26 protein-coding genes are annotated in these 21,933 nt (G+C 63.9%); 18 read left to right on the forward strand and 8 right to left on the reverse strand.

What is annotated here, in order from left to right:
- Positions 1-75 precede the first annotated feature (75 nt).
- The 3 genes from ACJ8HT_RS12800 to ACJ8HT_RS12810 all read left to right on the forward strand — a co-directional run bounded on the left by ACJ8HT_RS12800 (position 76) and on the right by ACJ8HT_RS12810 (position 2,250).
- Complete coding sequence (locus ACJ8HT_RS12800) at positions 76-258, forward strand: DUF1127 domain-containing protein (protein ID WP_194571238.1); 183 nt, start codon at positions 76-78, stop codon at positions 256-258.
- A gap of 9 nt (positions 259-267) precedes the next feature.
- A complete protein-coding gene (locus ACJ8HT_RS12805) occupies positions 268-891 on the forward strand; it encodes a glutathione S-transferase family protein (RefSeq protein WP_197652177.1) in 624 nt (207 codons plus the stop codon).
- 228 nt (positions 892-1,119) lie between these two features.
- The gene (locus tag ACJ8HT_RS12810) at positions 1,120-2,250 is read left to right on the forward strand and encodes a Gfo/Idh/MocA family protein (protein WP_197652176.1); all 1,131 of its coding nucleotides are present in this window, start codon (positions 1,120-1,122) and stop codon (positions 2,248-2,250) included.
- Between the two features lie 102 nt (positions 2,251-2,352).
- On the opposite strand, the gene ACJ8HT_RS12815 is transcribed toward ACJ8HT_RS12810, so the two are convergent.
- The 3 genes from ACJ8HT_RS12815 to ACJ8HT_RS12825 are packed head-to-tail and all read right to left on the reverse strand — an operon-like array spanning position 2,353 to position 5,483.
- A complete protein-coding gene (locus tag ACJ8HT_RS12815) occupies positions 2,353-4,224 on the reverse strand; it encodes an amidohydrolase (protein ID WP_197652175.1) in 1,872 nt (623 codons plus the stop codon).
- A 21-nt stretch (positions 4,225-4,245) separates the two neighbouring features.
- Positions 4,246-4,791: an antibiotic biosynthesis monooxygenase gene (locus tag ACJ8HT_RS12820; RefSeq protein ID WP_197652174.1), complete on the reverse strand. Its 546-nt coding sequence runs from the start codon at positions 4,789-4,791 to the stop codon at positions 4,246-4,248.
- 47 nt (positions 4,792-4,838) lie between these two features.
- Positions 4,839-5,483 carry a hydrolase gene (locus ACJ8HT_RS12825; RefSeq protein ID WP_004939390.1) on the reverse strand — a complete coding sequence of 215 codons (645 nt, stop codon included), beginning with the start codon at positions 5,481-5,483 and terminating at the stop codon, positions 4,839-4,841.
- A gap of 140 nt (positions 5,484-5,623) precedes the next feature.
- Between ACJ8HT_RS12825 and ACJ8HT_RS12830 the strand changes: the two genes are divergently transcribed.
- From ACJ8HT_RS12830 to ACJ8HT_RS12870, 9 genes are all read left to right on the forward strand, one after another.
- Entirely contained in the window at positions 5,624-6,535 is a 912-nt protein-coding gene (locus ACJ8HT_RS12830) for a LysR substrate-binding domain-containing protein (RefSeq protein WP_194571429.1), read from the forward strand.
- Positions 6,536-6,579: 44 nt separating this feature from the next.
- Positions 6,580-6,948 (forward strand): cell envelope integrity TolA C-terminal domain-containing protein, encoded by a 369-nt coding sequence (locus ACJ8HT_RS12835; RefSeq protein WP_194571431.1) that lies wholly within the window; start codon positions 6,580-6,582, stop codon positions 6,946-6,948.
- Between the two features lie 140 nt (positions 6,949-7,088).
- Positions 7,089-7,565: an OsmC family protein gene (locus ACJ8HT_RS12840; RefSeq protein WP_049200976.1), complete on the forward strand. Its 477-nt coding sequence runs from the start codon at positions 7,089-7,091 to the stop codon at positions 7,563-7,565.
- Between the two features lie 89 nt (positions 7,566-7,654).
- On the forward strand, positions 7,655-8,686 hold the full coding sequence (locus tag ACJ8HT_RS12845) for a fatty acid desaturase (protein ID WP_195873582.1): 1,032 nt from the start codon (positions 7,655-7,657) through the stop codon (positions 8,684-8,686).
- Between the two features lie 40 nt (positions 8,687-8,726).
- Positions 8,727-9,656 (forward strand): glycine betaine ABC transporter substrate-binding protein OsmF, encoded by a 930-nt coding sequence (gene osmF / locus ACJ8HT_RS12850; RefSeq protein WP_194571432.1) that lies wholly within the window; start codon positions 8,727-8,729, stop codon positions 9,654-9,656.
- 61 nt (positions 9,657-9,717) lie between these two features.
- A complete protein-coding gene (locus ACJ8HT_RS12855; RefSeq protein WP_197652173.1) occupies positions 9,718-10,878 on the forward strand; it encodes an ABC transporter permease in 1,161 nt (386 codons plus the stop codon).
- Positions 10,875-11,810 carry an ABC transporter ATP-binding protein gene (locus ACJ8HT_RS12860; RefSeq protein WP_195873584.1) on the forward strand — a complete coding sequence of 312 codons (936 nt, stop codon included), beginning with the start codon at positions 10,875-10,877 and terminating at the stop codon, positions 11,808-11,810. The genes ACJ8HT_RS12855 and ACJ8HT_RS12860 overlap by 4 nt, the downstream gene beginning before the upstream one ends.
- Positions 11,807-12,580 (forward strand): ABC transporter permease, encoded by a 774-nt coding sequence (locus ACJ8HT_RS12865; RefSeq protein ID WP_048233049.1) that lies wholly within the window; start codon positions 11,807-11,809, stop codon positions 12,578-12,580. Before ACJ8HT_RS12860 ends, ACJ8HT_RS12865 begins: the two co-directional genes overlap by 4 nt.
- 28 nt (positions 12,581-12,608) lie before the next feature.
- Positions 12,609-13,370: a phosphate/phosphite/phosphonate ABC transporter substrate-binding protein gene (locus ACJ8HT_RS12870; protein WP_197652349.1), complete on the forward strand. Its 762-nt coding sequence runs from the start codon at positions 12,609-12,611 to the stop codon at positions 13,368-13,370.
- A gap of 6 nt (positions 13,371-13,376) precedes the next feature.
- Here the strand turns inward: ACJ8HT_RS12870 and ACJ8HT_RS12875 are convergent, their stop codons facing one another.
- Positions 13,377-14,096 (reverse strand): SDR family oxidoreductase, encoded by a 720-nt coding sequence (locus ACJ8HT_RS12875; protein ID WP_197652172.1) that lies wholly within the window; start codon positions 14,094-14,096, stop codon positions 13,377-13,379.
- A gap of 132 nt (positions 14,097-14,228) precedes the next feature.
- On the opposite strand from ACJ8HT_RS12875, the gene ACJ8HT_RS12880 reads away from it, so the two are divergent.
- The gene (locus ACJ8HT_RS12880; RefSeq protein ID WP_197652171.1) at positions 14,229-15,140 is read left to right on the forward strand and encodes a LysR family transcriptional regulator; all 912 of its coding nucleotides are present in this window, start codon (positions 14,229-14,231) and stop codon (positions 15,138-15,140) included.
- Here ACJ8HT_RS12880 and ACJ8HT_RS12885 read toward each other — a convergent pair.
- The 4 genes from ACJ8HT_RS12885 to ACJ8HT_RS12900 all read right to left on the reverse strand — a co-directional run bounded on the left by ACJ8HT_RS12885 (position 15,128) and on the right by ACJ8HT_RS12900 (position 17,767).
- Positions 15,128-15,304, reverse strand: coding sequence for a hypothetical protein (locus ACJ8HT_RS12885; RefSeq protein WP_016928550.1), 177 nt, complete (start codon positions 15,302-15,304; stop codon positions 15,128-15,130). The genes ACJ8HT_RS12880 and ACJ8HT_RS12885 overlap by 13 nt on opposite strands.
- 106 nt (positions 15,305-15,410) lie before the next feature.
- A complete protein-coding gene (yedA, locus tag ACJ8HT_RS12890; RefSeq protein ID WP_049200962.1) occupies positions 15,411-16,331 on the reverse strand; it encodes a drug/metabolite exporter YedA in 921 nt (306 codons plus the stop codon).
- A 109-nt stretch (positions 16,332-16,440) separates the two neighbouring features.
- Positions 16,441-16,935, reverse strand: coding sequence for a DUF2878 domain-containing protein (locus ACJ8HT_RS12895; RefSeq protein ID WP_049200960.1), 495 nt, complete (start codon positions 16,933-16,935; stop codon positions 16,441-16,443).
- A 178-nt stretch (positions 16,936-17,113) separates the two neighbouring features.
- Positions 17,114-17,767, reverse strand: coding sequence for a helix-turn-helix transcriptional regulator (locus tag ACJ8HT_RS12900; protein WP_060421189.1), 654 nt, complete (start codon positions 17,765-17,767; stop codon positions 17,114-17,116).
- 103 nt (positions 17,768-17,870) lie between these two features.
- Here ACJ8HT_RS12900 and ACJ8HT_RS12905 point away from each other — a divergent pair, with 103 nt between their 5' ends.
- The 5 genes from ACJ8HT_RS12905 to ACJ8HT_RS12925 all read left to right on the forward strand — a co-directional run bounded on the left by ACJ8HT_RS12905 (position 17,871) and on the right by ACJ8HT_RS12925 (position 21,933).
- Complete coding sequence (locus ACJ8HT_RS12905) at positions 17,871-19,325, forward strand: MFS transporter (RefSeq protein WP_197652170.1); 1,455 nt, start codon at positions 17,871-17,873, stop codon at positions 19,323-19,325.
- A gap of 30 nt (positions 19,326-19,355) precedes the next feature.
- Positions 19,356-20,204 carry an AraC family transcriptional regulator gene (locus ACJ8HT_RS12910; protein WP_049200955.1) on the forward strand — a complete coding sequence of 283 codons (849 nt, stop codon included), beginning with the start codon at positions 19,356-19,358 and terminating at the stop codon, positions 20,202-20,204.
- A 71-nt stretch (positions 20,205-20,275) separates the two neighbouring features.
- Positions 20,276-20,986, forward strand: a complete 711-nt coding sequence (locus ACJ8HT_RS12915; RefSeq protein WP_197652169.1) for an AzlC family ABC transporter permease — start codon at positions 20,276-20,278, stop codon at positions 20,984-20,986.
- A complete protein-coding gene (locus tag ACJ8HT_RS12920; protein WP_049200952.1) occupies positions 20,983-21,294 on the forward strand; it encodes an AzlD domain-containing protein in 312 nt (103 codons plus the stop codon). The genes ACJ8HT_RS12915 and ACJ8HT_RS12920 overlap by 4 nt, the downstream gene beginning before the upstream one ends.
- Positions 21,295-21,363: 69 nt before the next feature.
- Positions 21,364-21,933, forward strand: coding sequence for a helix-turn-helix domain-containing protein (locus ACJ8HT_RS12925; RefSeq protein ID WP_197652168.1), 570 nt, complete (start codon positions 21,364-21,366; stop codon positions 21,931-21,933).

The following is a 21,933-nucleotide window of genomic DNA, read 5'->3' on the forward strand; positions in this document are numbered from 1 at the left end:
CAGCGTGAATCTGTATTGTTTTCCTCCCGGCGAGCATGATGACTGCAACGTGAAAACATCAGGGAGAATAACAACATGGCTCTGTTTTCTGGTACGCCGCGGCTGCGCTCGGTAGGTTGGTCACGCTGGCGTCTGTATCTGCAACGCTACAGGACGCGAAAAGAATTATTATTGCTGGACGATGCACGGCTGATCGATATTGGTTTGTCGCGTGCGGAAGCGCTGCGTGAAGGCTATAAACCGTTCTGGAAAGAATAAGGAAAACCGATGCTGAGAGTCTTGGGCAAGGCTTCATCGATCAACGTGCGCAAGGTGCTGTGGACCTGCCAGGAGCTGGGGCTGCCGCTGGCGCGGGAGGACTGGGGCAGCGGCTTTCGCTCCACGCAGGAGCCGGCGTTTCTGGCGCTGAACCCGAACGGCCTGGTGCCGGTGCTGATTGACGGCGAGCGGGTGCTGTGGGAGTCGAACACCATCTGCCGCTATCTGGCGGGGCGGGAAGGGCGCCGCGATCTGCTGCCGCAGGAACCCGGCGCGCGTGCGGCGGTGGAGATGTGGATGGACTGGCAGGCCACCGATCTGAACGGCGCCTGGCGCTATGTGTTCATGTCGCGGGTGCGTGGGCATGCGGATTATCAGGATGCCGCCAGCCTGGCCGCCGCCGAGCGTGAGTGGAACCGGCTGATGGGGCTGCTGGACAGGCATTTGGCGCAGCACGGCCCTTATGCCGCCGGCGCCGCTTTCACGCTGGCGGACGTGGTGCTGGGGCTGTCGCTGAATCGCTGGCTGATGACGCCGTTCGAGCGGCCGGATTATGCGGCGCTGGCGGCCTATCAGCAGCGCCTGCTGCAACGCCCCGGCTACGTGCAGCACGGCGCCAACGGTTTACCGTGATATGAAATAAACGGTTCATTTTATCTCACCCGGATACGGCAAGCCGTGCCTGGGCTTTCTGCGTTGCATCATCCCGTCAACGTTTCATGAAGGGCATCACGAATATGAACTTTATTTTCCCGCGCGCTTGTTATTGAAATTTATATTCCATATAAACCCGTTATCAACCGGCGCGTTTCATTAAGTCGCGCCTTGTTCTAAGCAGGATTTCGAGCACGGGAGAAAATGATGAAACAGGTACGCGTTGGGTTAATCGGCACCGGTTATATCGGGCGTTGTCACGCTATCGCCTATGCGCAGGCCCCCACGGTCTTTCCTCTGAAAGGGGAACTGGTGCTGGAGATGCTGGCGGAAGTGACGCCCGAGCTGGCGGCGCAGCGCGCCGGCGAGTTCGGTTTTGCGCGTTCGACCGGCGATTGGCGGCAGCTGGTGGCCGATCCGGCGATCGACGTGGTGGACATCTGCGCGCCCAACTTCTTGCACAAAGAGATGGCGCTGGAGGCGATCCGCCACGGCAAGCACGTGTATTCGGAAAAACCGCTGGCGCTGGACGCCGCCGACGCGGCGGAGATGGTGCAGGCCGCCCGCGCCAAAGGCGTGAAAACGCTGGTCGGTTTCAACTACATGAAGAACCCGACCAGCCAGCTGGCGCGCGAGATCATCGCCAACGGCGAAATCGGCGAGGTGGTGCATTTTTACGGCACCCACAATGAGGATTATCTGGCCGACCCGCGCACGCCGATTGACTGGCACTGCCGCCGCGCCAGCGCCGGGCTGGGCGCGCTGGGGGATCTGGCGGCGCATATCGTCAACATGGCGCACTACCTGGTGGGCGATATCGTGGCGGTCTCCGGCGATATGCAGACCGTGATCAAACAGCGCCCGGATCCGCAAAACCCGGCGCGCCTGCTGCCGGTGGAAAACGAAGATCAGGCCAGCGCGCTGCTGCGTTTCGCCGGCGGGGCGATGGGCACTATCGAAACCTCGCGCATTGCCTGCGGGCGCAAGATGGGGCTGACCTATGTGGTCACCGGCACTAAAGGCACGCTGAGCTATACGCAGGAACGGATGGCGGAGCTGAAGCTGTATCGGCACGATGAGCCGGCGGAGCGGCAGGGGTTCAAAACGCTGCTGGTAGGGCCGAAGCACCCGGACTACGCGGCGTTCTGCATCAGCGCCGGGCACGGCATCGGCTTTAACGATCAGAAGACGGTGGAGATCCGCGATCTGGTCAACGGCATCGCCGCGGGCGATCGCATGTGGCCGGACTTTGAAGAAGGCTGGAAGGTGTCTTGCGTGCTGGATGCGATAGCCGCCTCCGCCGAGCAGCGGCGCTGGCTGGAGATCAACCGCGATTGAAAATGAAATGGCGCTCTCCCGTGGACAGCGCCATTAATTTGTTATGTTGATAGCTTAATATCTTATTAAGCTAGTTACATAATAAGTTGCTGACCTGGCAACTTAGAACGAGAAGCACGAACAGCCGAACGCGCCCCAGAAGGCATTCTCGTCCGACACCGGGATGCTGGAGCGGCGCGCGATGTCATGCTGGTGTGCGTGTACGCCGCACGGGCCGCAGCATTGGTGCGCCTGGCTCAGCACGCCGACTTTGGCCGCCGCCGACGGCGGCGCGGAGCGGTAGTGGCCTGGCACCTGGGTAACCGGCGACCACTCCGGCAGCACCGGCAGCGGCGGCGGCGCCAGCGGCGAGAAGCTGCCGGCGGCGTAGACCACCTTGCCGTCCACCACCGTCATCACCGACTCGATGCCTTTGATCTGCTCTTCCGGCACGCTGAAATAGTCCTGCGACAGCACCGCCACATCCGCCAGCTGGCCGACCTTGATCTGGCCTTTCTTACCCTGTTCGGTGGAGAACCAGGCGCTGCCTTGCGTCCACAGCATCAGCGCCGTTTCGCGATCCAGCCGGGCGCTGTCGTCGTACATCGCCATGCCGCCGACGGTGCGGCCGGAAACCAGCCAGTACAGCGCCGTCCACGGGTTGTAGCTGGCGACGCGGGTGGCGTCGGTGCCCAGTCCGACCGGCAGCTCGGCCGCCAGCATTTTCGCCACCGGCGGCGTATGTTTGGTGGCTTCGATGCCGTAGCGGTCGGCGAAATACTCGCCCTGGAACGCCATGCGGTGCTGCACCGCAATGCCGCCGCCCAATGCCTTGACCCGCTCGATATTGCGCTCGGTAATGGTTTCGGCGTGGTCGAACAGCCAGTGCAACCCGTTGAACGGAATGTCGCGGTTCACCTTCTCGAACACGTCCAGCATGCGGCTGATGGACTCGTCATAGGTGGCGTGCAGGCGGAACGGCCAGCGGTGCTCGACCAGATGACGCACCACCCGCTCCAGCTCGTCTTCGGTACCCGGCGGCAGATCCGGGCGCGGCTGCAGGAAGTCTTCGAAGTCGGCGGCGGAGAACACCAGCATCTCGCCGGCGCCGTTGTGGCGATAGAAGTCGGTGCCCTGGCCCGGCTTGAGCATGTCGGTCCACAGCTCGAAGTCTTCCAGCTCCTGCTTCGGCCGCTGGGTGAACAGGTTATAGGCGATGCGGATGGTCAGCTGCTTTTTCTCGTGCAGCTCGGCGATCACCTGATAATCCTCCGGGTAGTTCTGGAAGCCGCCGCCGGCGTCGATGGCGCTGGTGAGGCCCAGACGGTTCAGCTCGCGCATAAACTGGCGGGTGGAGTTGACCTGCTGTTCCAGCGGCAGCTTCGGCCCTTTCGCCAGCGTGGCGTACAGGATCATAGCGTTGTGCTTGGCGATCAGCATGCCGGTCGGGTTGCCGTTGGCGTCGCGCTGGATCTCGCCGCCCGGTGGGTTCGGCGTGTCTTTGGTGTAGCCGACCACTTTCAGCGCCGCGCGGTTGAGCAGCGCGCGATCGTAGAGGTGCAGAATGAACACCGGCGTGTCCGGCGCCGCCTGGTTGATCTCGTCCAGCGTCGGCATGCGGCGCTCGGCGAACTGGAATTCGGTCCAGCCGCCGACCACCCGTACCCACTGCGGGTTCGGCGTGCGCAGCGCCTGTTCTTTCAACATGCGCAGGGCGTCGGCCAGCGAAGGCACGCCTTCCCAGCGCAGCTCCAGGTTATAGTTCAGGCCGCCGCGGATCAGGTGCAGGTGCGAGTCGTTCAGGCCTGGAATAGCGGTGTGGCCGTGCAGGTCGATCACCTGGGTTTCCGGCCCGGCGTGCTGCATGACTTCGCTTTCGCTACCGACCGCCAGAAACTTGCCGTCGCGGATGGCGACCGCCTGTGCGGTGGGATTTTGGCGATCGACGGTGTGAAACTTGCCGTTGGTGATGATCAATGAAGCGTGGTGGTTCATAACATTCTCCCGGCGAACCGCCTAGCGGCGGGTCAGCCATTGATGAAAAACGCGAGTCACGATAGGCATCCACAGGTACACCACCAGGGCGACCACGGTGGCGTCATTGAGAAAATGGCCGAGCAGCGTGCCGCCCAGCTGCGGCAGCACCAACCCCCAAAACCAGGGCACCAGATTGGTGGAAGGGAAAATCACCAGCAGGGTGATGATGAACTGCTTCCACTGGGGCGGCTGGCGCACGCCGGGGTTGGGCGGGGTAAACCAGAACTCCGCGCCGGGGCGGATCTCGATATGGTCGCTCTCCAGCAGCAGCGGGGTGACTTCTTCGATGTATTGCTTGCGCAGCGGCGAGTGGATCCAGCGGTACAGGTTGTCGAGGTTGTCGAAGCGGACCAACACCGTATAGGCCTGTTCGTCGCCGGAAGGGCGAATCACGTTGACGCCCAAATGGCCGGTGAAGCCCGCGGCGTCGGGCATGATGCGGTTCAGCCAAGCCTCATAGGCCTGCTCGTTCCCCGGCGCCAAACGGTGGGTGATCACCAGCGTGACATGCTGCGGATGGGCCATAAAACCGACTCCTGAAAATACCCCGGCGCAGGGCCGGGGCAAGGGGATTATTTCACCGTGCGAGCCGGTGCGTGGTGCACCATGGTGTAAGCGTAGTCGACGCCCATGCCGTACGCGCCGCTGTGTTCGCGCACCAGCGCCATCACCGCGTCGTAGGTATCTTTGCGCGCCCAGTCGCGCTGGTACTCCAGCAGCACCTGCTGCCAGGTCACCGGCACGGCGCCGGCCTGCACCATGCGGTCGATCGAACGCTCGTGCGCATCGACGGAGGTGCCGCCGGAGGTGTCGGTCACCACATACACTTCATAGCCGGCTTCCAGCGCCATCAGCGCCGGGAAGGTCAGACACACTTCGGTCCACAGCGCGGAGATCACCAGCTTTTTGCGGCCGGTAGCTTCCACGGCTTTAACGAAGGCCGCGTCTTCCCAGGAGTTCATCGAGGTGCGTTCAATCGGGGTGATTTCAGGGTGTACCGCCAGCAGTTCCGGCCAGATATAGCCGCTGAAGCTTTCGGTTTCTACCGAGGTGAAAAGGGTTGGCACGTTGAAAATCTTGCCCGCCTTCGCCAAGCCAACAACGTTGTTTTTCAGTTGCTGACGATCAATATTAGCCACGCCGAAGGCCATTTGCGGTTGATGATCGATAAAAATCAGTGCGGAGTTGTCTTTATCAAGCAGTTGAAACTTGGACATAATTTACCTTCCCAGTGATATTTCGGTTGAACATCTGATGAGTGTAACGCCGATAAAACGCATGGTAGGCAGAGGGCGATTTCAAAGATACCGCAGAATTTTTGCCGACTTGTTGAGTTTTTTTATACACGGGAGAAAGCATGAGATTAAACCTGGAAGCGCTGCTGATTTTGGACGCGCTGGACCGGCACGGATCTTTCGCCGCCGCGGCCGCCGCACTGTTTAAAACCCCTTCGGCACTGAGCTATATGGTGCAAAAGCTGGAGAACGATCTCGACATCACCCTGCTGGACCGCTCCGGCCACCGGGCGAAGTTCACCGATACCGGCAAGCTGATGCTGGAAAAAGGCCGGGTGTTGCTGCGGGCGGCGCAGGATCTGGAGCAGCAGGCGCGCTACGTGGAGAACGGCTGGGAAAGCGAGATCACGCTCGGGATCGACGCCTCATTCCCGTTCGCCCGCCTGTTGCCACTGATCGACGAGTTCTATCGGCAACATCATCATACCCGGCTGCGTTTCAGCCACGAGGTGCTGGCCGGCTCCTGGGAATCGCTGGTTTATGGCTGCGCCGACATTATCATCGGCGCCATCTGCGAGCCGCCGTCGCGGGTGGGCTATGCGTTCAGCCGGCTGGGGCAGCTGGATTACGTGTTCGCCGTCGCGCCGCAGCATCCGCTGGCGACGCTGCCGGAACCGTTGCCGAAGGACGAAATCCGTCAGCACCGGGCGGTGGTGGTGCGCGATACCTCGCGGGTCAACGCGCCGCAGAGCCTGAACCTGCTCGAAGAGCAGGATACGCTGACGGTCTTCGGCTTCGACGCCAAGCTGCAGGCGCAGTTGGCCGGGTTGGGCTGCGGCTATCTGCCGCGTTCTCTGGCGGAACCTTACCTGAACAGGGGCGAACTGGTGGCGAAACGCGTGGAATCTGAGCGCTGCAGCGACGTTGCCTATTTCGGCTGGCGGGAAAGCGCCAGCGGTCTGGCGGCCAAGTGGTGGCGCGAGCGGCTGCAGCGTTACGCGGACGACGGCGAGGCCTACCCGGCGGCGCAGTGAGGGCCGCTCGATAAGGAGAAATCCCCCCAATAAGGACATCGGGAATGAAAAAGACACTAAGCCTGTTGGCGCTGTTGCTGCTGAGCGGCTGCGGCGCCGGGCATCAGGCCGGCATTCCGTTGCCGGAACCGCAGGCCGAGGCGCAGGCCATGGCACCGCTCAGCTATCCGGTGCGGGTGCATAACGCGGTGAGCCGCGAGCTGCGTTTGCCTGAACGCGCGCGCGGCCAACGCTGCACCATCAGCATTCGGCTGCGGCCGGACGGCAAGCTGGCGAGCAGCAAGATCGTAAGAGGCGATGCGCCCCTGTGCGCAGCGGCGAGTGCGGCGGTGCAGCACGCGCAGTTTCCGCCGATGGCCACCGCCACCGAGTACGCGCTGTTCAACGCCGTGGTGCTCGATTTCGTTCCCTGAAGGGAGGTAACGGACGGGCCGCCTGCGCGGCCCGTTTTTTCTCGTTTCGCCGTTTGCGTATTCACGCTTTTCCACCAATAGTGTTTTTCGGGCACGTCTCAAGACGATGTTTCATTGGCCGGCCAACGGGAGAAAAAGGCATGAAAGGCGAGCATCATTATCAGGTGGCGGTCACCTGGCAGGGGAATTTGGGCGCAGGCACCGAGGATTACCGCGCCTACGGGCGCGATCACCTGATCGGCGCCGCGGGCAAGGCAGACATCGCCGGCTCCGCCGATCCGGCCTTCCGCGGCGACGCGACGCGCTGGAACCCGGAAGATTTGCTGGTGGCTTCGCTCAGCGCCTGTCACAAATTATGGTATCTGCATCTGTGCGCCACCTCGGGCATTTCCGTACTAGCCTATCAGGACAACGCCGTCGGGGTGATGCGTGAAGACGCGGCGCGCGGCGGCTTTTTCACCTCGGTGACGCTGCGGCCGCAGGTCACGGTGCGCGACGGCGACGATCTGCAGCTGGCGCAACAGCTGCATGAGAAGGCGCATCACCTGTGCTTTATCGCCAACTCGGTGAATTTCCCGGTGGCCTGCGAACCGCAGGCCGCGTACGCAACCCGCTGAATTTTCACTTAGCTTTGCCATTTTCGTTATTTTGAACGCCGCTACGGCTCGCGGATACTGGGAGAAAATCTCTCACCGCGAGCCGCAGCATGTCCCACGCCCACTATTTGCACCCCGAACAGCGCGAACGAATCAGGCAGCTTTATCGGCGCCGCTACTGGCGAATGGAATTGCCCACCTGGGGGATCATGGCGGCGGTGTACGGCGGCTGGTTCGGCGTGGCGCTGGGCTGGCAAACGCTGGGCCCGTGGCTTGGCGCGCCGCTGTTGATTCTCCTGACCACCTGGTACCTGTCGTTGCAACACGAGCTGATCCACGGCCATCCGACGCGCTGGCCGCGCGTCAATCAGCTGTTCGGCCTGTTGCCGCTGGCGGTGTGGTATCCCTATGGGCTGTATCGCGATTCGCATCTGCGCCACCACCGCAACGACCACCTGACCGATCCGCACGAAGATCCCGAAAGCTATTACTTCAGCGCCGCGCAGTGGCGGCGCTATCCCCGCCTGTTGCCGCTGCTGGCCGCCGTGCGCAATACGCTGATCGGCCGGGTGCTCCTCGGCCCGGCGTTGGATATCGCCGCGACCCTGGCCGGGGCGGTGAAAGCGCTTGCCGCCGGGGAGTGGCGCGCCTGGGTGATGTGGGGAGTACACCTGTCGCTGTTGGCGATGTTGCTGAACTGGCTGCAGGCGCAGGGTATCGGCGCGGCGTTTTACCTGCTGGCCATCAGCTACCCGGCGCTGGCGCTGACCAAGGTAAGATCGTTTTTTGAGCATCGCGCCGTGGACGCACCGCAGGCACGTTCTATTATTAATGAGGCGGGCTGGCCGTGGCGGCTGCTGTTTCTCAATCTGAACTACCATTTAGTGCATCACGATCTGCCCGGCCTGCCCTGGTATGGTTTGCGCGAAGTCTATCTGGCGGAGCGTGAGGCGTATCAGCGGCGCAGCCAGGGATTTGTCGCGCAGGGCTACGGCGAGTGGCTGCGCGATTACGCCCTGACGCCGATCGACGTTGGCGTGCATCCGTTGCGCGCCGATGAACCGCAGGGGGAAGGCGATGCCCTGCCGACGGAAAAATTTATTGCGCGCTGGAAGCGCGTTTCTCAGGATTTTCCAACCTAACCGGCCCATGAGCTGGAAAACGTATAACCAGAGGAAAAGTATGGCAATCACCTTATCACGCGGACGTTCCTTTGCCGTCGCGCTGGCTCTGCTGGCCACCGGCGGTCTGGCGCAGGCGGCCGACTCGGTGCGCGTCGGCTCCAAGATCGATACCGAAGGTTCGCTGCTCGGCAACCTTATCGTGCAGGTGCTGGAAGCCAACGGCATCAAGACCACCAACAAGCTGCAGCTCGGCACTACCAAGGTGCTGCGCGGCGCCATTACCTCCGGCGAGATCGACATCTATCCGGAATACACCGGCAACGGCGCGTTTTTCTTCTCCGATGAGAAAGATCCGGCGTGGAAGAACGCCCAGGCCGGCTTCGAGAAGGTGAAGCAGCTCGACTACGACAACAACAAAATCGTCTGGCTGGACGCGGCGCCGGCCAACAACACCTGGACCATCGCCATTCGTCAGGACGTGGCGGAGGCCAACCATCTGAAGACGCTGTCGGATCTCGGCAAGTGGATCAACGGCGGCGGCAAGTTCAAGCTGGCGGCCTCGGCGGAATTTATCGAGCGGCCGGATGCGCTGCCGGCGTTCCAGAACGCCTACGGTTTCAAACTGAATCAGGATCAGCTGCTGTCCCTGGCCGGCGGTGACACGGCGGTGACCATCAAGGCGGCGGCGGAGCAGACCTCCGGCGTCAACGCGGCGATGGCCTACGGCACCGATGGCCCGGTGGCGGCGCTGGGGCTGCAGACGCTGGCGGACCCGAAAGGCGTACAGCCGATCTACGCACCGGCGCCGATCGTGCGCGAAGCGGCGCTGAAGGCGCACGCCAATCTGCCTGAGCTGCTCAAGCCGGTGTTCGCCTCTCTGGACGGGCCGACGCTGCAAAAACTCAACGCGCAGATCGCCGTGGAAGGCCAGGACGCCAAACAGGTGGCGGCCGCTTACCTGAAAGAGAAAGGGTTTGTTAAGGGATAATGCCGAGGTGCCCCCTCTGCCGTCGGGAGAGGGGGTAAACCGAGGGAGCCGGAGCGTTTCTTTGACTATCGCCGTAAAACATCGCGTCTTGTTGACGCTGTTCATGCTGTTGCTGCTGGCCGCGTTTGGCCTGCCGTTCCTCAGTTATGCCCCCAATCGCCTGTTGTCGGGCAAAAGCCTCTCCTTGTTCTCCTTGCTGCACGGCCCGGCGCTGTGGCTGCTGTTACCGCTGGCGGCATTGGCGATCCTCAGCCTGTTGCCGCCGACGCGGGGGCGGGCGCTGCTGGCGGCGCTGGCCGCCTGCGGGGTGCTGACGCTGGCCTTCTGGATCAGCGGGCAGGCTGCTGAACGTTTGGCGCAGGAGGGATCGCGCCTGGCGCGCACCTCCTGGGGCAGCGGATGCTGGCTGACGATGGCGCTGAGCCTGCTGATCGCCGCCGACGCCATGGCGCGCATCACCGCGTCGCACCTGTGGCGCATGCTGGGCAACGCGCTGGTGCTGGTGCCATCGGCGCTGCTGCTGTTCGGGCATCAGCTCGATCAGCTGTCGCTGCTGAAGGAGTACCACAATCGCCAGGAGGTGTTTGACGCCGCGCTGCTGCAGCACCTGACGATTCTGCTGGCGACGATGGCGCCGGCGCTGGCGATCGGCGTGCCGCTCGGGGTGCTGTGTTTTCGCTCCGAACGCTGGCAGCGGCCGATTTTCTCCGCGCTGAACATTATTCAGACCGTGCCGTCCATCGCGCTGTTCGGCCTGCTGATCGCGCCGCTGGCGGGGCTGGCGACGGCGGTGCCCTGGCTGGCGGAGCACGGCGTCAGCGGCATCGGCATGGCGCCGGCGATCGTGGCGCTGGTGCTGTACGCGCTGTTGCCGCTGGTGCGCAGCGTAGTGGCGGGGCTGCAAAGCGTGCCGGCCGGGGTGATCGAATCCGCCACCGGCATGGGGCTGACGCGCGGGCAGATCTTCCTGCGCGTGCAGCTGCCGTTGGCGCTGCCGCTGTTCCTGACCGGCGTGCGCATCCTGGCGGTGCAAACCGTCGGTATGGCGGTGGTGGCGGCGCTGATCGGCGCTGGCGGCTTTGGCGCCATCGTGTTCCAGGGGCTGCTCAGCAGCGCGCTGGATCTGGTTTTGCTGGGGGTGATCCCGGTAGTCATGATGGCGGTCATCGTCGATTCGCTGTTTAAATTTTGGGTTTCAATCCTGGACGTATCGCGCCGATGATTCACTTTGAGCAAGTCAGCAAAATTTTTCAGGGCAAGCCGGCGGTCGACGATCTCACGCTGCACATCGCCGAGGGCGAATTCACCGTGTTGATCGGCACCTCGGGTTCCGGCAAGTCCACGACGTTAAAAATGGTCAATCGCCTGATCGAACACGATCGGGGCAAGATTCTCTTTGCCGGCGAAGAGATCCAGTCGTTCAAACCGCAGGATCTGCGGCGGCGCATGGGCTATGCGATCCAGTCGATCGGCCTGTTCCCGCACTGGACGGTGGAGGAGAACATCGCCACCGTGCCGCAGCTGCTGAAATGGCCGCGCGCGCGCATTCGCGATCGGGTGACCGAACTGCTGGAGCTGTTGCATTTGGAGCCGGATCTGTTTCGCCGCCGCTACCCGCATCAGCTGTCCGGCGGGCAGCAGCAGCGGGTGGGGGTGGCGCGCGCGCTGGCCGCCGATCCCGAGGTGTTGCTGATGGACGAACCGTTCGGCGCGCTGGATCCGGTCACCCGTGCGGCGCTGCAGGCGGAGATCGCGCGCATCCATCAGCTCTCCGGCCGCACCATCGTGCTGGTGACGCACGACATCGATGAAGCGCTGGGCTTGGCGGATCGCCTGGTGCTGCTCGATCAGGGGCGGGTGGTGCAACAGGGCACGCCGCTGGCGCTGCTGACCGCGCCGGCCAACGACTTCGTGCGGGATTTCTTCGGGCGCAGCGATCGCGGCATCAAGCTGCTGTCGCTGGGAACGGTGGCGGAGCGGGTGCGGCCCGGCGCCGCCGAGGGCGAACCGATCGCTGCCGCCATGAGCCTGCGCGAGGCGTTGTCAGTGTTTGTGGCGCGCGGCAGCGACTGCCTGCCGGTGGTGGATGAACGGGGCGAAGCGTTGGGGGTGTTGCACTTCAACGATCTGATCGCCGGGCAGGCGCTGTCATGAGCGGGCGCGTCTGGCGCCTGTTGCGCGATCCGCTGCCCTGGACGCTGGCGCTGCTGTTGGCGCTGGTGTTCGGCATGGATCATCTGCGCGGCCTGTTCGCCGCCTGGTTCCCCGATCTGGAGCGGCCCATTTATCAGCAGGACAGCTTTATCGCGCTGGTGGGGGCGCACCTGTCGCTGGTGGCGATCTCCAGCCTGATCGCGGTGGCTCTCGGCGTGGCGGCCGGCGTGGCCGTCACCCGGCGCAGCGGCCGGGAGTTTCGTTCGCTGGTGGAAACGGTGGTGGCGGTGGGGCAGACCTTCCCGCCGGTGGCGGTGCTGGCGGTGGCGGTGCCGGTGATGGGCTTCAGCGAACAGCCGGCGATCATTGCGCTGGTATTGTACGGCCTGCTGCCGATCCTGCAGGGCACGCTGGCGGGCATCGAATCGGTGCCGCCCGCCACGCGTGAGATTGCCCGCGGCGTGGGGATGAGCGCCTGGCAAATTCTGTGGCGGGTCGAATTGCCGCTGGCGGCGCCGGTGATCGTCGCCGGGATCCGCACGTCGGTGATCATTAACATCGGCACGGCGGCCATCGCTTCCACCGTCGGTACCAAGACCCTCGGCTCGCCGATCATCATCGGTCTGAGCGGGTTTAACACCGCCTATGTGATCCAGGGCGCGGCGGTGGTGGCCTTGTTGGCTATTATCACCGATATGCTGTTCGAACGTTGGGTGCGTTATCTCACCGCCTGGCGTCAGCAGACGCTGGCGACCACTCCGGCGGGGTAAGGGGGAAATGATGCAGGTGTCTCTACCGATGTACGGCGTTGGCCGGGAGCAGGCCGAATCCTTCTGGCAGGTATTGCGCGACAAGCTGCTGCGGCTGGGGCTGCCGGCGGCGCCGGAGCGGCTCAGCTGGCCGGACGATTTGGCACAGCACTGGCGGCGCGACGATCTGCTGCTCAGCCAAACCTGCGGTTATCCGTTGGTCAGCACCCTGCCGCAGGTGCAGCTGATTGGCACCTACCATTACCGGGTTGAAGGGTGCGACGGGCCGAATTACCGCAGCTGGCTGGTGGTGCGCGCGGGCGACCCCGGCGAACGGCTGGCGGATTTTCGCGGCCGGACGGTGGTTTATAACAGCACCGATTCCCAGTCCGGCTACAACGGCCTGCGCGCGCTGATCGCACCGCTGGCGCAGGACGGGAAATTCTTTGGTGCGGCGATGGCCTCCGGCGCGCATTATCAGTCGCTGAAGCTGATCCGCAGCGGGCAGGCGGATATCGCCGCCATCGATTCGATCAGCATGGAACTGCTGCGCCGTGCGCAGCCGCAGGCGCTGGAGGGGCTGAAAATCATCGGCCGCACGGCGGCGGTGCCCGGCCTGCCGCTGATCACCGCGGCGGGTACGCCGCCGGAACAGGTGGAAATCCTGCGTGCCGGCGCCCGTGCGATGCTGGATGAGGCGGTCAGCGACCGCCTGCTGATCGGCGATTTCAGCCTGGTGCCGCGTTCGGCCTACCAGATTATCACCGTGCTGGAACAGCAGGCCGCCGCGCAGGGTGTAACGGCGCTCTAGCCGCCGTTACAACAGGCCGCCGCCGTCGATGTCGATCACGCTGCCGGTCACGAAGCCGTTCTCCATCGCCAGCAGGTAACCCGCCGCGACGTCGGCCGCCTGGCCGACCCTGCCGACCGGCAGGCTGCCGCCAACCCGTTCGAACAGCGCCTGACGCTGCGCGGCGCTCATGCCGTCGTAGGCTTCGGTGGCGGTGATGCCGGGGCTGACCACGTTCACCCGCCGCGGTGCCAGCTCCTTCGCCAGCTGCTTGCCGGTCGCTTCCAGCGCGGCGTTGATGGCGGTTTTGACCAACTGACCGCCGAGATATTTACGCGACAGCTGGCCGGAAGTCAGGGTGATGGAGCCCTGCGGCGCTAGCGTCGGCAGCGCCGCCTGCACCGCGCGCAAACTTCCCCAAAATTTGACGTTGAAGTCGGCCTGCGCCTGTTGGATGGCCGTTTCAGCCAGCGGCTTGGCCTCCACCAGCGGCCCGGCGGTGATCACCAGATGGTCGAAGGCGCCGACGGCGGCAAACAGCGCATGCAGCGACGCTTCATCGGTCAGGTCGGCCTGCATCAGGCGCAGCGCGTCGTTCTTCTCCCTGGCGTGGGGCAGGCGGCGTGAAGCCAGCACCACTTCAGCGCCGCGCGCCGCCGCCGCGTAGGCCACCGCGGCGCCAATGCCGCTGGTACCGCCGAGGATCACCAGTTTTTGTCGTTTCAGAGGGGAATCGGGAATCGTCATGTTAAGGCCTCTTTTAGGGTAAGTTTCAACGGGATCTATCTTTCCTGATTGAAAATGAGGACAAAACCCCGCCTAATAGCAAACACTTGTAAATTAATATTAATAATCGATGACACTAAAGGAGGGGAGCTGATGACCTCATTTGTCGATCTCGAGGTGTTTGTCCGCACGGTGGACGGCGGCAGTTTTTCCGCCGCGGCGCGCGCGCTGGATATAACGCCGGCGGCGGCCAGCATCGCGGTGAAAAGGCTGGAGCAGCAGCTGGGCGCGCGGCTGCTGGTACGTTCCACCCGCAGCCTGCGGTTGACGGAGGAGGGCGCCCGCTATCTCGACAGCGCGCGCCTGGCGCTGGGCGCGTTGGCTGAAGGGGAGCAGGCGATCCGCGAAAAGCACCAGGGGCTATCCGGGGTGCTGCAGATTTCCGCGCCGTCGGATTTCGGCCGTAATCTGCTGTTAGGCTGGCTGGACGAGTTCCGGCAACAGCATCCGCATATTCAGCTGCAGCTCCTGATCAACGATCGGCAGGCCGATCTGTTCCGCGAACCGGTGGACGTGGCGTTGCGTTTCGGGGCGCTGGCCGACTCTTCGCTGGTGGCGCTGCCTATTTTGCCGCAGCACCGGCGGTTGATCTGCGCCAGCCCGGATTATCTGCGGCGGCATGGCGTGCCGCAAACGCCGGCCGATCTGGCCCGGCACAGCATTCTGGTGTATCAGCCCAGCGGCAAACGGCAGGTGGAATGGCGGCTATGGCGCGGTGAGGAGCTGGTCGAAGTGCCGCTGAACGGCAGCTATTTTACCGATGACGGCGAGATCGCGCGACGCTGGGCGCTGGCCGGCCACGGGGTGGTGCGCAAGTCGGCGATCGACGTGGCGGCGGATATTCGCGCCGGGCGGCTGGTGCAACTGCTGCCGGAATGGCGCAGCGACGCGGTGCCGATCAATCTGGTCTGCCCGCATCGCTCGCAGGTGTCGGAACGCGTCAGGCAGCTGCAGCGCTTTTTACAGCAGCGCTGCCAGCGTTGGATGGACGATCACTTGGCCTGAAGGGTTTCGGTTTGCGCCGGCGTGGCGGCGGCATCCCCGGCAGGCGCGCTTTCTTCGTGCGGAGTAGTAGAACGGGTGTAGATGTTCAGCCCGGCGAGAAATACGCCGCCCAAAGAACCGAAGGCGCACAGGGCGATGACGATGACGAACGCTTTTTTCAGCATAGGAATAATTTCGCAGGTTGCTTGGAACAGCGGGAATTATAGCCCCTTCACCGGGTGAAACAAGAATCGTTTTTAACGGCGGCCCACAGACCGCCTTTTGCGATCGCTACCGTTCGCTGTCGATGGCCTGCACGCGGGCCGGGCGGGCGAACAGGTATTTCCCCAGCGTCACCAGCACCACCGCCGCCACGATGATCGCCAGCGCCAGCCACTCGCGCGGCGCCAGCGATTCGCCGGCAAAGCCGATGCCGAGCAGCACCGCCACCACCGGGTTGACGTAGGCGTAGCTGGTGGCGACCGCCGGGCGCACGTTCTTCAACAAAAACATATAGGCGCTGATCGCCAGCATCGAACCGAAGACGATCAGGTACCCCAGCGCCAGAAAGCCGCTGGTGCTCGGCATCTGAGTCAGGTGTTCGCCGCTCAGCCGGCTGGCGACCAATAACACCACGCCGGCGACCAGCATCTCCGCCGCGCCGGCCATCGGCCCGGCCGGCAGCGAGATGCGCGATCCCAATACCGAGCCGAAGGCCCAGCTGGCCGACGCCAGCAAAATGAGCAGCGCACCGGTCGGGTTGCCCACCAGGTTGTTGCCGGTGTTGAGCAGCACGATGCCCACCAGCCCGAGCGCGATGCCGGCCCATTCCAGTTTGGTGTTGCGCATGCCCCACAGCAGGCTGAAGCAGAGGGTGAACAGCGGCACCGTCGCCACCATCACCGCGGCGATGCCGGACGGTACGTGTTGGTGCTCCGCTACTGTCACCAGGCCGTTGCCCACCGCCAGCAGCAGAATGCCGATGACGCCGGCGGCCAGCCACTGCTTCGGCGTCGGCAGCGCGTGGCCGCGCCAGGCCAGGAAGCTGAACAGCACGATGCCGGCGGTCAGAAAGCGAATGCCGGCCATCATCAGCGGCGGCCACTGCGCGACGCCGAGGCGAATGACGAAATAGGTGGAACCCCAAACGATATATAACGTGAACAACGCCCCGATCAACGGCAGGACGCGACGGCTTGGTTGGCTAAGCATAGGATTGTATTTTGCAGGGATGATTATTATTAGAACGCTCAGTAAACCCGATCGGGCAACCGATAAGCAATGGCCTTCGGCATTATTTTTCCCGGCCGCTGCCCGCCGTTCAGCTGTCCCGTCGTTTCCACTGCAGCCAGCTGACGGCCGGCAGATAAATCGACCAGCCGACGGCCAGCAGCAGCAGCATGAACTCCGGCGGCACGCCGGGCAGCAAGGCGTCCAGCTTCCAGGATACGGCGTAGGCGAAGGGGCCGACGGCGGCGCCCAGCACCGCCAGCGGCCAGGGGGCCGCTCTGACCACGTCCAGCAACCAATACCACCAGCAGCCGAAACCGATCCAAAGCGCGATGGCCCAGAGCGGCAGGCCGTGTTGCCCGCTGTAGTGCAGCACGCCGCTGTAGCTCCAAAGCCCATCCATGCCGATGCCGCCCAAGGCGGCCAGGGCCGCGCCTTTACGGCGGGCGGCGGGGGTAAAAATCAGCGCCAGCGCCGCGCCGGCCAGCAGTATGCCGTTGAGCCGATCGCGAGTCAGCAGCGCCAGCAGCCAGCAGACGCCCAGTCCCAGCGTCGCCAGCCAGAATCCGGCATGCGGCTTCTTCATCGTTCAACTCCCGTGGGGTTACTCTGCCGCTAGCGCGCCAGGCGCCGGCGGATTTCTCAGGGCGGGCGCGAGGCCCGCTGTTTGCCTGAATGTTCGTTAATTCAACCTTAGAAGGGAAGGTGCGGGGTACACAAGCAGAATAATCTGTACCGGTTGAAAACGTGGGCAAAAACCGGTGTTACAGGAGCGAAATGCGGTAGGCGCAGCGCCGCGAGCCGGCCAGAATGTGTTCGGCGCGCTCTACCTGCGCCTGCAGCACTTCGGTGAAGATACTCAACTCCGCCCGGCAGAAGCCCTGGCAGACGGTAGCGGCGGCGCAGATCGGGCAGTGATTTTCCACCAGCAGATAGGTACCGTCCTCTTCCTGGCGCCATTCGGCCATATAGCCTTCGCGGCAGCGGATCTCGGTCAGGCGCGCCACGCGCTCCTGCAGATCGGCGGCGCCGATCATCGCCTGCTTGTAGTTGATGCGGTTTTCCTGCTCGCGGGTCTCGATCAGCACGTCGAGCGCCTGTTCGCCCAGCTTGTCGCGCACGGTGCGCAGCAGCTGCACCGTCAGATCCGCATGGGTGTCGGGAAAGCGTGCGTTGCCGGCGGAGGTCAAATGCCACAGCTGCACCGGGCGGCCCACGCCGCGCGTTTCCGCCACCGCTTCGACCAGCCCCTCTTTCGCCAGCTTGACGAACTGCTGGCGGGCCGCCTCACCGGTGGTGCCGAGCACCTTTCCTGCGTCAGAAGCTTGCTGCGGGCCGCGGGTTTTCAATAGCGTCAGCAAGCGGTCACTGACCGATTGTGCGGTGCTGCCGCTATTTTCCAAGTTTATTCTTGACATATTTCTCCGCCTCGCCCTAACTTATTCCAAGATAACTCTTGTTAAATTTAACGCAATCTCATGACCAACTCAATGCCATTCCTCTGAAAACAGGACGACAACCGTGATAACCCATGACGATAGCCGCTGGAGCGACCTTTTCTCCGGCAAAAATGCGGCCAGTGCGATCGCGCTTTCGCTCGGCGTAGCGCTGCATGCCATCAATATTTTGGTCGCCACCACCATTCTGCCCTCGGTGGTGCAGGATATCGGCGGGCTGGATCTCTACGCCTGGAACACCACGCTGTTCGTGGTGGCGTCGATCCTCGGTTCCGCGCTGTCGGCCCGCTTGCTCAGCGGCTACGGCGCGCGCAGCGCCTATCTGGTGGCTTCGCTGTTCTTCATTGCCGGGGCGGCGCTGTGCGCGCTGGCGCCGAGCATGCCGGTGATGCTGATCGGCCGCACGGTGCAGGGCTTCGGCGGCGGGCTGATCTTTGCGCTCTCCTACGCGATGATCAACCTAGTGTTCGAGCAGCGATTATGGCCACGCGCCATGGCGCTCATCTCGGCGATGTGGGGCATCGCCACCCTGGTGGGGCCGGCGGTGGGCGGCATTTTCGCCGAGCTGCACGCCTGGCGTTGGGCCTTCGGCATTCTGCTGCCGATCATGGCGCTGTACGCCGCGTTTACCTTCCTGATCCTGCCCAAGGGCAAAGCGCAGCAGGCGGCCGCGCCGTTGCCGGCCGCCCAGCTGCTGCTGTTGACCGTGGCGGTGCTGGTGGTGTCCGCCGGCAGCCTGGCGCACAGCGCCTGGATCAACCTGGCGGGCATCGCGCTCTCGCTGCTGCTGATGGCCTGGCTGCTGAAGCGTGAAGCGCACTCGAGAGCCCGTCTGTTACCGCATGGCGCACTGCGGCGCGGTTCATCGTTGGCGGCGCTCTACATCACGACCGCGTTGCTGGTGATCGGCATGACCAGCGAGATCTTCGTGCCTTATTTCCTGCAGCTGCTGCACGGCCAGTCGCCGCTGATCTCCGGCTATATCGCCGCCGCCATGGCCGCCGGCTGGACGCTGTCCGAGATCCTCAGCTCCGGCTGGCGCGGGGCGGGCATTCGCCGGGCGATTGTCAGCGGGCCGCTGTTTGTGCTGGTGGGGCTGCTGGCGCTGGCGATCCTGATGCCGGTGCCGTCCGGTGGCCACTGGCAGGCGCTGGCGCCGATCGTCATTGCGCTGTTGCTGGTGGGGTTCGGCATCGGCTTCGGCTGGCCGCACCTGCTGACGCGCATTTTGCAGGTGGCGCCTGAGGCGGATAAAGACATCGCCGGCGCTTCCATTACCACGGTGCAGCTGTTCGCCACCGCGTTCGGGGCGGCGCTGGCCGGGATGACGGCCAATCTGGCGGGGCTGAACGATCCGGGCGGGGCGGTGGGCGCGGCGTCGGCGGCGCGTTGGCTGTTCCTGGCGTTCGCGCTGGCGCCGCTGCTGGCGGTGTTCAGCGCCTGGCGCTGCGCGGCGATCGCGCCGCCGGGCGCCGATACGGGCAATTTTGTACAAACCCCGCCCTCGCGTGAGTGCTAGAATGGCGCTCATTCAGCGGAGGTAGGCAAGATGAAGGTGGAAGGCGCAGCGCGCAAAGCATCCCGGGAACAGGCCCATTTCATGCACGTCGACGATCTCGGCGGGCTGGAAGTGCTGCAGGCCACCTACCGCCGCCAAACCTTCTCGCGCCACAGCCATGAAGGCTTCTGCGTGGGCGTCATCGACGACGGCGCCCAGCGTTTCTACCGCACCGGTGGCGAACACGTGGCGCCGCTGGGCAGCATCATTCTGGTCAACGCCGACGACATCCACACCGGCAGTTCCGCCACCGAAGAGGGATGGTCGTATCAGGCGATGTACCCGACGCCGGAGCTGCTGGCGTTTTTGTCGCGCGATCTGAAAACCGGCGCCGGCGCGACGCCTTATTTCCCCAACCCGGTGGTGCATGACGTCGGCCTGGCCGGCCAGCTGCGGATGGCGTTCAGCCTGCTGCGCAGCGATGAGAACCGGCTGATGAAAGAGACCATGGTGTTCTCGGCGCTGACCTGGCTGATGCTGCGGCACGGTAAAAGCCGCATCGATCCCACGCCGCAGAGCCGGGCGCAAAGCCAGGTGGCGCGGGTGAAAGCCTTTCTCGACGATTTCCCCGAGGCGGACATTTCGCTGCTGGAGCTGGCGGAGCGAGTGGCGCTCAGCCCTTATTACCTGCTGCGGCAGTTTCAGCAGGCCACCGGTCTGCCGCCGCACGCCTATCAAATTCAGGCGCGGCTGCGTAAAGCGCGCGGCATGCTGAAGGCCGGTAGCAGCGTGCTGGACAGCGCGCTGAGCTGCGGTTTTCACGATCAAAGCCATTTCCATCGCCATTTTCGCAAGTCGATGGGCATTACGCCGGGCGACTATGTCAAATCGCTGAAATAACCGGGCAATCGGGTGCAATACCCGTGTGCGCCTGCGCCGTAAGCTGGCTTCTTCAACCGAAGGAGAAGCCCATGACTGATTCAATCCCCCTCATCACGCCGCCGTCTGCCCGCCTGCGCCCCGCGCTGCAGGGGGGAGTGGCGATCTTGCCGCTGTGCCTGGCGGTGGTGCCGTGGGGCATACTGGCGGGCTCGATTGCCCTGCAAAGCGGCCTGACGCCGGCGCAGGGGCTGGGCATGTCGGCCATCGTGTTCGCCGGGGCGGCGCAGCTGGTGGCGATGGGCATGATCAAGGGCGGCGCCGGGCTGCTGGCGATCCTGCTGTCGACCTTTTTCGTCACCGCCCAGCATTTTCTCTATGCGCTGCGGCTGAGGGAGCGCATTGCGCCGCTGCCGTTACGCTGGCGGCTGGCCCTGGGATTCTTGCTCACCGATGAACTGTTTGCGCTGACCGGCGAACAGGCGCCGGCGCGCTTCGACCGCTGGTATGCGCTGGGCGCCGGGCTGACCTTTTACCTGTGCTGGTTTCTCTCCACGCTGCTCGGCATCGTAGCCGCCGGCAGCGCCGGGGATCTGGACGGTTATGGGCTGGATTTTTCCATCGCCGCCACCTTTATCGCCATCGTGGTGCCGCTGGTGCGCAGCCTGCCGGTGTTGGCCTGCGTGCTGACCGCGCTGCTGCTTTCCATCGTGTTGCACCATTTCCAGACGCCGGGCGCACTGGTGATCGCCACCGTGGCGGCGATGCTGGTCGGGCTGCTGTGCAGCGGGGGGCGCCGATGATCTGGCTGACGATAGTCTTGATGGGGCTGGTGGTGTTCTTCAACCGCTACTGCTTTTTGGCGCCGGGATTGCCGCTGCGGTTATCGCCGCGCGTCAAAACCCTGCTGAGCTTTTCCGTGCCGGCGGTGCTGACGGCAATTTGCGGGCCGATTATCGCCTTCAGCGGCGACCAGCTGCGCGCCGCGCCGGATAACCCTTACCTGTGGGGGGCGGTGTTTGCGGTGATATTGGCGTTCTTTCTGCGCAACATGCTGGCGGTGGTGTTGCTGAGCCTGCTGATATTTATCGCGCTGCGCGGCATTTTTTAAAATTCGCTTGCCATATCTCTAATTTGAGATTATTTCTCTTATATGGGATTTTGCGGCGGAGTGTGAACGATGGATAACGGTTTGGAGACGGCCGACCAGAGGTTGGCGCAGCGGTTGGCGGATTTGCGCCAGCAGCAGGGGTGGTCGCTGGAGGAGCTGGCGCAACGCACCGGCCTTAGCCGGGCGACGCTCTCGCGGGTGGAGCGCGCCGAAACCAGCCCGACGGCGTCGCTGCTGAACCGGCTGTGCGCCGCCTACGGGTTGACCATGTCGCGCCTGCTGAGCGAAATCGAAGACGAACCGCCGGAGCTGCTGCGACCGCCGCAACAGCCGGTATGGATCGATCGCGCCAGCGGTTTTCACCGTCGCTCCGTTTCCCCGCCTGCCGCGCTGTATAAGGCCGAATTTATCGAAGCCCGGCTCGATGCCGGCGCGCAGATCGATTACGACCTGCCGTCGATTCCGGCGCTGGAGCATCACCTCTGGCTGCTGTCCGGGCAGCTGGAGCTGACGCTGGAAGGGCGCGTTTTCCGGCTGTCGCCCGGCGATTGTCTGCGCTACCGCCTGTTCGGCGCTTCCCGTTTCCATGTCCCCGGCGATGAGCCGGCCCATTACACGCTCGTTATCTGCAGGCCATAG

The sequence above is a fragment of the Serratia sp. CY44782 genome, from assembly GCF_052168715.1.
Classification (GTDB): domain Bacteria; phylum Pseudomonadota; class Gammaproteobacteria; order Enterobacterales; family Enterobacteriaceae; genus Serratia; species Serratia nevei.